The sequence below is a fragment of the Frankia sp. CcCS3 genome, assembly GCF_977927575.1.
In genome coordinates, this window is the sequence record NZ_CDWRCL010000179.1 from 1 (window position 1) to 8,653 (window position 8,653).

5 protein-coding genes are annotated in these 8,653 nt (G+C 72.6%); all 5 read left to right on the forward strand.

All coding sequences use genetic code 11. The features are described 5' to 3' along the window. The first annotated feature begins 858 nt into the window (after positions 1–858). The 5 genes from AC08OQ_RS14780 to AC08OQ_RS14800 all read left to right on the forward strand — a co-directional run bounded on the left by AC08OQ_RS14780 (position 859) and on the right by AC08OQ_RS14800 (position 8,645). Entirely contained in the window at positions 859–2,049 is a 1,191-nt protein-coding gene (locus AC08OQ_RS14780; RefSeq protein WP_476601423.1) for a hypothetical protein, read from the forward strand. Next, on the forward strand, positions 2,046–3,533 hold the full coding sequence (locus tag AC08OQ_RS14785; protein ID WP_476601424.1) for a radical SAM protein: 1,488 nt from the start codon (positions 2,046–2,048) through the stop codon (positions 3,531–3,533). Before AC08OQ_RS14780 ends, AC08OQ_RS14785 begins: the two co-directional genes overlap by 4 nt. Positions 3,534–3,625: 92 nt before the next feature. Continuing rightward, on the forward strand, positions 3,626–5,536 hold the full coding sequence (locus AC08OQ_RS14790) for a ferritin-like domain-containing protein (protein ID WP_476601425.1): 1,911 nt from the start codon (positions 3,626–3,628) through the stop codon (positions 5,534–5,536). Continuing rightward, positions 5,533–6,660 (forward strand): hypothetical protein, encoded by a 1,128-nt coding sequence (locus AC08OQ_RS14795; RefSeq protein WP_476612125.1) that lies wholly within the window; start codon positions 5,533–5,535, stop codon positions 6,658–6,660. Before AC08OQ_RS14790 ends, AC08OQ_RS14795 begins: the two co-directional genes overlap by 4 nt. A gap of 320 nt (positions 6,661–6,980) precedes the next feature. After that, on the forward strand, positions 6,981–8,645 hold the full coding sequence (locus AC08OQ_RS14800; protein ID WP_476602438.1) for an ABC transporter substrate-binding protein: 1,665 nt from the start codon (positions 6,981–6,983) through the stop codon (positions 8,643–8,645). Positions 8,646–8,653 lie beyond the last annotated feature (8 nt).

The following is an 8,653-nucleotide window of genomic DNA, read 5'->3' on the forward strand; positions in this document are numbered from 1 at the left end:
GCCGAGACGCCGGGCGAGACGCCGGGCGAGGCGCGGCGCCCGGGCCCCGCCGCGCGGCAGCGGCTCTCGGCCTGACCGCGACCGGCGGCCCGGCCTGCGGCGAGTTGCTGGGATGGGGTAGTGAGTTTGCTGGAATGGGTAGTGAGTTTGCTGGGATGGGTGAGGTGCATCGCGCCGAGCCCGGTGTTCTATGTCGAAGTCGTCGGGATTGACGGGGGCCCGGACGCGACTGTCGCTTGCGTCTCCCGGTCTGGTCGGCGGCTGGCCCAGCGGTTGATCCTCGCCCGGCGGGAAGACCGGTGGCGGCCGGAATCCGGCGTTGTCTCGGGTCCGACAGTTCACCGCGCGGCGGCGGGTTCAGGATGGTAGATGACGGACCCGGTGTGATAGATATAACGGCGAACGGTTTCGCCGTATCACCGTCGAGCCGTCGCCCGGATCGGTCACCCGGCTTGGCGGCGACGTTCGGGGGAGGCGACGTTTGGGACGCGATGACGTTTGGGATGAAACAGGCACGGCGCGCCGTCGGGTTCGACGGAAATACCGGTGAACGCCGGCGATCGACGGTGGTGGATTCCCGCATGGTATGACGCGGGAATCCACGGGTGACCGGCGTTTCCTCGGGGCGTCGGCCATCCTGGCGGGTGCGGGAGAACAGGAGATCTGGATGATCGACCAATTGTGGCTGTACCCGCCGCTTGCCTACGGGCGGTTGGGCCCGTCGCCTACCCCCTGTGACAACTACGTCTGGGCCCCAACGACCTGTCGCCGCGGGGCACCGGGCGCACGATCGTCCAGCCGGCCGAGACCCTCGATGTCGCCGAGGACGGGACGGTCACCACCCGGCTGCCGGCGACGGTGACGTTCAAGGACGCCGCGGGATTCCGCCCGGTGTGCCCGTTCTTCGAGCTGCACGGCGCGTGGACGACCGACGGGGTGACGCACGAGGGGCCGATCACCCCCGATGTCCTGGCGGCCTTCGGTCTCAGCCTCTCCCAGGTGCGGTGGGAGGTGGAGGTCGCCAACCTCAAGCCGCATCACTACACGCAGGTCGACGACGACCGGATCGCCGCGAAGGTGAGCATCGCCGGCGACGACACCGGGCGGCGCCCGCTCGACGGGCGCTCCCCCGAGGGCGCCGCGACGCCGCTGGTGCCCGTCGGCAGCCGCGTCCCGCTGGGCAGCGTGCAGCTGACCCGGCCGAACACCGAGCTGCCGGAGCTGCGGCTGCGGTTCACCCCGGCCGTCGGCGCGGTGTACGGCCCGACGGACCTCCCGGCGCAAACGAGCGTCTACGTCCTGCCCGCGGACCGGCTCATCCTCAACCCGCAGTCGACGTGGAGCGGCTTCGCGCTGACCGGCGACGACCCGCGCACCAACCCGGGCGCCGAGAACAGCGCCAGCCTCGGGCTCGTCGACGACGTCTGCGACGGCACGGTGCGGGTCGTCCTGCCGGGGGGACTCACCGCGACGGCCCGGATCGTCGTCGGGCCGCCGGACTTCGCACCCGACCGGCGGCCGTTCACCTCGGCCGCGGACGGCCTGACCGACCGGGTCCGGCGCGCCGACGTCCGCGAGCCCGCCTACGTGGCGGACGCGGCCCGCACCACGCTGGAGGTCCGCGACCTGTTCGAGCGGATCTTCGAGACGGTCGGCGCGGTCAACATCGACGCCCAGAACGACCGGGCCCGGTTCGAGAACGCCGCGATCGCGCGGAGCCGGCGGGAGCCGGTCGAGTCGGTCCGGGACCTGGCGTTCCCGGCGGCCGAGCCGGTGACCGGCCACCCGCTTCCGCTGACCGAGGCGGGCCGGGCGCGCCACCGCCGGTTCCTGGCGCTGGAGGTGCTCGAGGACCTGTTGCGGGAGCGGCCCGAGCTGCTCCCCGCGGTCGTGCGCGAGCCGGCGACCAGGGAGCGTTACTACGACCGTCGCATGCCGGCGCTGATGCGCGGCTCCGACCGCCATCCGATGCACATCACCCGGCGGCAGTACGATCTTCTTCTCGCCTGGAGCGCCGCGCTGCGGCGGGACATCGAGTCCGGCACGTGACGGTCCTGCTGCAGATCGGTCGCCGCCCGCCGGGCTGGGAACCGCGGCCGGCGGAAGGAGAGCGGCCGGCGGAAGGAGAGCGGGCCGCCGTCTCGGGCGGCGCGCCGGATCCCGCCGCCGAGGTCCGCCTGTTCCGCAGCACACGGGGTGCGCACCTGTTCGTGACGGACGGCAGTCGGGTCTACGACCTGCCCGAGGACGTCGCGCGGCGAGTGGAGACCTGGCTGGGCTCGGGCGGGGCGATCGAGCTCGATCCCGGACTGCGCGCCGACCTGGGGCTGGAGCCGTCCACGCCCCGGCGCATCGACGGGCGTCCGATCGACCCGCCACGGCTGTCCGCCCTGTCGCTGAACGTCATGCAGGCGTGCAACATGTCGTGCGCCTACTGCTACGCCGACGAGGGGCGGTTCGGCGGTGCGGCCCGGGCGATGCCGCGCGGGGTCGCCTTCGCGGCGGTCGACCGCCTCCTCGCCGAGTCGCGGCCGGGCGCCGACGTCGTCGTGGGGTTCATGGGCGGCGAGCCGCTGCTCGCCGCGGACCTCGTCCATGAGGTCACCGTCTACGCGGCGCGGGTGGCCGCGGCCGCCGGGCGGCGGGTGCGGTTCTCCCTGACCACGAACCTGACCGTGCTGCGTCCCGAGGACGCCCGCCTCTTCGCCGAGTATCCCTTCGCCGTCTCGGTGAGCATCGACGGCGACCGGGACCGCAACGACGCGCTGCGGCGGCTGCCTGGCGGGGCCGGCGGGGCCAGTGCCTACGACCGGGTGCGGGCCGGGCTCGACCTGCTGGCCCGCCACGGGCGCCCGCGCCACCTCGCCGCCCGGATCACCGTCACCCCGGCGAGCGGCCGGCTGCGCGACGTCCTCGACCATGTGATCGGCCTCGGGTTCGACGAGGTCGGGTTCGCCGCGGTCGTCGCGTCGCCGGACCCGGCGCTCGAGTTCACCCGCCCGGCCTTCGACGAGTTCCTGCGGCAGATGGTCGAGTGCGGCGAGGTGGCGCTGCGCGAGCTGGCCGCCGGTCGCCGGTACCCGTTCGGCAACTTCGAGACCGCCATGCAGCAGATTCACCGCGGCAGCCATCGCCCCTACCCGTGCGGGGCGGGCGCGGGGTACCTCAGCGCCGCCGCGAACGGCGACCTGTTCGCCTGCCACCGGCTCGTCGACGACCCCGACTTCGCCATGGGGTCGGTGGCGGCCGGCCCGGACGACGCGGCCCGGGCGGGTCACCTCGCCCGTAGCCACGTCGACCGGATGAGCCCGTGCCGCTCGTGCTGGGCCCGGTATCTGTGCGGGGGCGGCTGCTATCACGAGGTCACCCGGCGCGGGCGGCCCGGCTGCGACTACATCCGTGGCTGGCTCGCCTTCTGCCTGCGGGCGTACGTCGAGCTGTCCGCGGCGCGTCCCGATTTTTTCGACGGGCGACCGCCGGCGTCGGCGATGTACGGCGGCAGCGGCAGTGACCCGACCACCGTCGCCCGGTGATGGTGCGCCGCCCGGTGATGAGGCGTTGCTCGATGAACTCGATGAGGATGCGTCGCCCGGCGAGGTGCGTCGCTCGAGGAAGGGGCTGAAACATGGCGGATCCCGTGCCCGTGCCCGGGCCACCGGCCGGGAAGATCTTCCCCCGTAACCTGACAGCGCGGGCGGACCACGTTGTGCGCGGCAACCCGGCCGGCACCCGTCCCGAGAGCGGCGTCGACAACTGCTATCCGGGGCTGGAGTTCGACCAGCGTAACCTCGACAAGGCGTTCTTCCCCGGGCTGACCTTCGAGTTCCACCGTCCGGACGGCGCCGTGCTGCGCCACGTCGCCGCCACCGGTGTCGCCGCCGAGCGCGGCCTGACCGACGCGGATCTGCCCCTGCACCTGTGGGCGGTGTGCGGGCGCACGACCGTCGACCAGGCCGAATCGGAGATACCGACGTTCACCTGCACGGACCTCGGCGGCTTGGACGTCTGGCGGCTGGTGCACGACCTGATGCCGGGTCGGATCGCGATCCTGCTTGGCCCGCCGCCGGGGATCTCCTCGCCCGGCGCCGACGTCGTGAACGGCACGCTCAACGGATTCCGTCGCGGTGACCGCAGCGTCGTGCAGCGGGATCCGGACGGCACGGTGCTGGCGGTCCTGGTCGCCGACCGGGCCCGTTACCTCGACCCCGACGGTGTCATCGACCCCGACGTTTACCTGCCCGGGGAGCTGACCCGCAGCCTGTGCGCGCCGTGGCAGTATGACTTCCGGGACTGCGGCTGCTTCTACTGGGCGGCGTCCAAACCCGACGTCGTCACCAGCGCGGACGGGCAGGTCCCCTACGTCAACTTCCAGCGGCGCGATCGCACCAGCGTTCCGCCGCCCGCCGACCTGGCGACCGAGGTCGGCCGCCGGGAGCTGGAACTGGACTACCCCGAGATGCTCCCTGCCTGGAACGACCTGGCCGTCGTGCTGGACGGCCGGAAGACCGGCGGGGGCGCGCCGCCGCCGCCCCCGGAGCCGGCTACCGACGAGCTGACCCGGGACGAGGTGCTCGCCGAGCTGAACTACCTGGCCACCGTCGAACATGCCCTGTCGGTGGAGTACCTGTTCGCCCACTACTCGCTCGACGCGCCCCGGCTACTGCCCGACGACGCCGACGAGCACACCCGCCGCGTGCATGCCGCGGCCACCGAGGTGTTCTCCATCGCGGTCGACGAGATGCGGCACCTGCGCTGGGTCAACGAGGCGCTCACCCTGCTCGGCCTGCCCCCGAACGTCGGCCGGGCCGAGCGCATCCACCGCCAGCTCGACCGGCCGTTCCAGCTCCAGCCGTTGACCCCGGCACAGCTGGACTGGTTCATCGAGGTCGAACGGCCGAGCCAGGGAACGGCGTCGGGCATCGACGGGATGTACGTGCGGCTGCTGCGCACGATCGATGGACGGCCCGACCTCTTCCCCGAGCGGGACCGGCTCGTCCACCTCGTCAAGCTCATCATCGACGAGGGGGGTGAGCACTTCCGCCGGTTCGGCACGGTCAAGAATCACCTCGCCGGGCTCGCGCCGGAGAGCTATCTGCGCACGATGCGGCCGGATCCGGTCGACGCGCTCACCGGCGGTCTGGCGGATCTCAGCGACCAGAACTACGCTCTGCTGCTCAGCGCCCTGCAGGCGACCTTCGCCCTGGGGGGCCGGGCCGGCGGGCAGCTGCTCGAGCAGGCCCGTCGGGCGATGTTCAGCCTGCACGAGACGAACCACCTGCGCGGCGTGCAGCCGCGCTTCGCCCTGCCCGGTCCGGTCACCCTGCCCATTCCGGTCGCCGACCACGCCGCCGGGCTCCGGCGGGCGCAGGAGACCGTTGCCGAGCTGGGCGGCTCGGCGGAGCGTCGACTCGTGCTCCAGCACGGGGCGGCGCACGAGGCCCTGCTCGCCGAGCTCCTAACCGCCGGCACCGCGCCGGCCTCCGCAACGGCCTCCGCAAGGGACGGGGAGCCGGGCGGCTCCCGGACGGAGGAATGACCGAGGTCGTCGTCGCCGGGGCTGGGTTGGCCGGCCTGACCTGCGCGTACCTGCTCGCCGCCCAGGGACGGCCCGTCCGGGTGACCGGATGGCAACCGGATGCCCGTGAGCGGGCGCCGGATACCGGCGGTGCGCGTCCGCGCTGGCTGGTGCTCAACGAGCTGACCGTTGCCGTGCTCCGGGACGTCTGGGACGTCTGGGACGGCGGCGCCGGCCTGTTCGAGGACGCCTGGCCGATTCGGCACCGGCACGTCCGGTGGGGCGGGTCGGCCACGACGCGGCGGCTGGAGCAGCCCAGCCTGGCGGTCGACGGCAGCGTGCTGGTCCGCCGGCTGGGCGCACGGCTCGCCGAGGCGCACCCGGACCTGGTCCGGTTCACCCCGGATGGCCTCGCGTCGCCGCCTGCCGCGTGGCTGGTCACCGCCGCTGCGCCTCCACCGGGCCGACCGGCCCGACCCGTCGAGCTCGGACGCCGAAACATGATCAGCGCCGAGGTGCGGCTCGCGCCGGCCGAGCCCACCGCCACGAGCCGGCTGGTGGCCGCCGGGTCGGCATGGGTCTTCCTGGCGCCGATCGGCGAGCGGCAGGCGTTGGTGCAGGCGATGGTCCCCGGGCCCGTCGCCCGTCCCGTGCCGCTGCTTCATCGGCTTCTCGCCGAGACGGCGCTGGGAGCACGATTGACGGCGCTGCCCGAGACCGTCGTGGTCGTGCCCGCGGCGCCCCGGTTCCTGCAACCGCCCTGCGGGCCGGGGTGGTTCGCGGTGGGAGGCACCGCCGCCCGGTTCGACCCGCTCAGCGGCTCGGGGGTCGCGCACGCCGTCCGCACGGCGATCCTCGCCGCGGCGGCGATCGAGGCCATTGACCGGGGTGCCGACGAGCGGGACGTCCGCGCGCACGTCACGGCCCGGGTCCTAACCGCCTTCTTCGAGCACGTCCGCACCTGTCTGGGCCTCTACACCTCCGCCCTGGACACCTCGGATCCGGACACCTCCGCCCTGGCCGCGACGGCCTGGCGGGACGAGATCGACACGATGGCGGGTGCCCTGCGCCGGTTCGGCGCGGCCCCACCGCCCTCCTTCGGCTTCACCCTGGTGGACCGCCACCTCGTCGCTCATCCCCGTTGACGGCTCCACCGAGGTGGCGTGGCGCACCGCCGGACGGACATGCGCGACGCCGGGCGGGGCGCGCGGCACGTGCGGGTGGGCCTACGGGCGATGCGCACGGGCTTGCGGCCCGATGCCTATGAGCCGCGATAACAGGATGAACCGCTGCCTGTCTGGACTGGTACGGCAGTAGCACCATCGGCGACTACCTCCCCGTTCGTGCTGGTCCGTGCCCGTACGGCACGCGCCCGGGCCGCCGGTTGCGGCTCCGCGTGCCCCTCGGCCGCCGGGCCGCATGACCTGGTGAGGCCATCGTCGCGTCCGCCCTATCTGGAGCATCCATGAAACGCCCACGTCCCCGATTCCACCCCGCCGTCCGCGTCGCGGCCGTCGCGGCCGCCGCCATGCTCGGCGCCTGCGCGTCCGATCCGGCACCCGCCGGCTCCACCAGCGCGAACGGGGCGGGCGGAACACCGCACCGGGGCGGCACGCTCACCTTCGCGGTGGCCACCGAGGGCGACTGCCTCGACCCGCACGTCAGCCCGGCCGACGTCACCGCTGTCATCCAGCGGGGTGTGTTCGACTCGCTCGTGGCGCAGCAGCCGGGCGGCGGGGTCGGCCCGTGGCTGGCCACGTCGTGGACGGTCTCCGCCGACGCGAAGACGTTCACCTTCAAGCTCAAGGACGGCGTGACGTTCCACGACGGCACACCGTTCGACGCGGCGGCGGTGAAGGCGAACTTCGACCACATCGCGGCGAAGTCAACGAAGTCGCAGTACGCGGTGGCGCTGCTCGGCCCCTACGTCGGCACCGAGGTCGTCGACCCGCGCACGGCCAAGGTCACCTTCTCCAAGCCGTACGCGGCATTCCTCGCCGCGGCCGCCACGGCCTACCTCGGCATCGAGTCGCCGAAGAAGATCGCCGAAGCGCCGGACACCCTCTGCTCGGGCGGGCCGAACTCGGTGGGTACCGGGCCGTTTCGCTTCACCCGCTATGTGAAGGGATCGGTCGCCGAGTTCACCCGCAATGACGGCTACACCTCGGCCCCCGGCGGCGCGAAGCACACCGGCGCCGCCTACCTCGACAAGCTGGCCATCCGCTTCCTGCCCGAGGACGCGACGAGGGTGAGCGCGCTGCGCAGTGGGGAGATCGACGCCGCCGACGGCGTGCCGGCGCAGAACGTCGCCGCGCTCGAGGGCGATAACTCCCTGCGGCTGCTCAAGGTGATTCCGCAGAACGCCAACTACTCGATCTACTTCAACACCAGGCGTGCGCCGTTCTCCGACGAGCGGGTCCGCAAGGCCGTCCAGCGCGCCGTCGACGTCGACACGATCGTGAAGACGGTCTACGCCGGCCAGTACGCCCGCGCGTGGAGCACCCTGACGCCAAAGAACATCGCCTACGATCCCAGCCTCGAGAAGGCCTTCCCCCATGACGTCGCCGCGGCGAACAAGCTGCTCGACGAGGCCGGCTACACCGGCCGCGACGCCGACGGCTACCGCACGAAGAACGGCGCGCGTCTCGTCCTCGACTGGCCCTACGTCGGCGCCTTCAACCGCGAGCAGCGCGACATCGTCAGCCAGGCGGTACAGGCCGACCTGAAGAAGGTCGGCATCGCCACCAAGCTCTACTCGATGGACTCGGGCGCCTACACCACCCAGCGCAACGCCGGCGGCTACGACCTGATCGCCTACAGCTGGGGCAAGTCCGACCCCGACCTGCTCCGTACGCTGTTCGCCTCGAATCTGACGTTCACCCAGGGCGGGGCGAACAGTTCCGGGATCGCGGTGCCGGAGGTCGACGAATGGCTCGCGACCAGCGCCGGCACGACGGATCTCGCCGCCCGCAAGAAGGCCTACGGGCAGGTGCAGAAATATGTGATCGACCACGCGTACACCCTGCCGGTCTACGTGTTCACCCGGACTGTCGGCACGGCGTCGAAGGTCCACGACATCACCTTCGACGCGGACGCCTTCCCGCTGTTCTACGACAGCTGGGTGGGCTGATCTAGGGC

Excerpts from the sequence above, each read along its gene's own strand:
- AC08OQ_RS14790 (WP_476601425.1), top strand. The coding sequence starts at position 3,626 with ATGGCGGATCCCGTGCCCGTGCCCGGGCCACCGGCCGGGAAGATCTTC.
- AC08OQ_RS14795 (WP_476612125.1), top strand. The coding sequence starts at position 5,533 with ATGACCGAGGTCGTCGTCGCCGGGGCTGGGTTGGCCGGCCTGACCTGC.
- AC08OQ_RS14800 (WP_476602438.1), top strand. The coding sequence starts at position 6,981 with ATGAAACGCCCACGTCCCCGATTCCACCCCGCCGTCCGCGTCGCGGCC.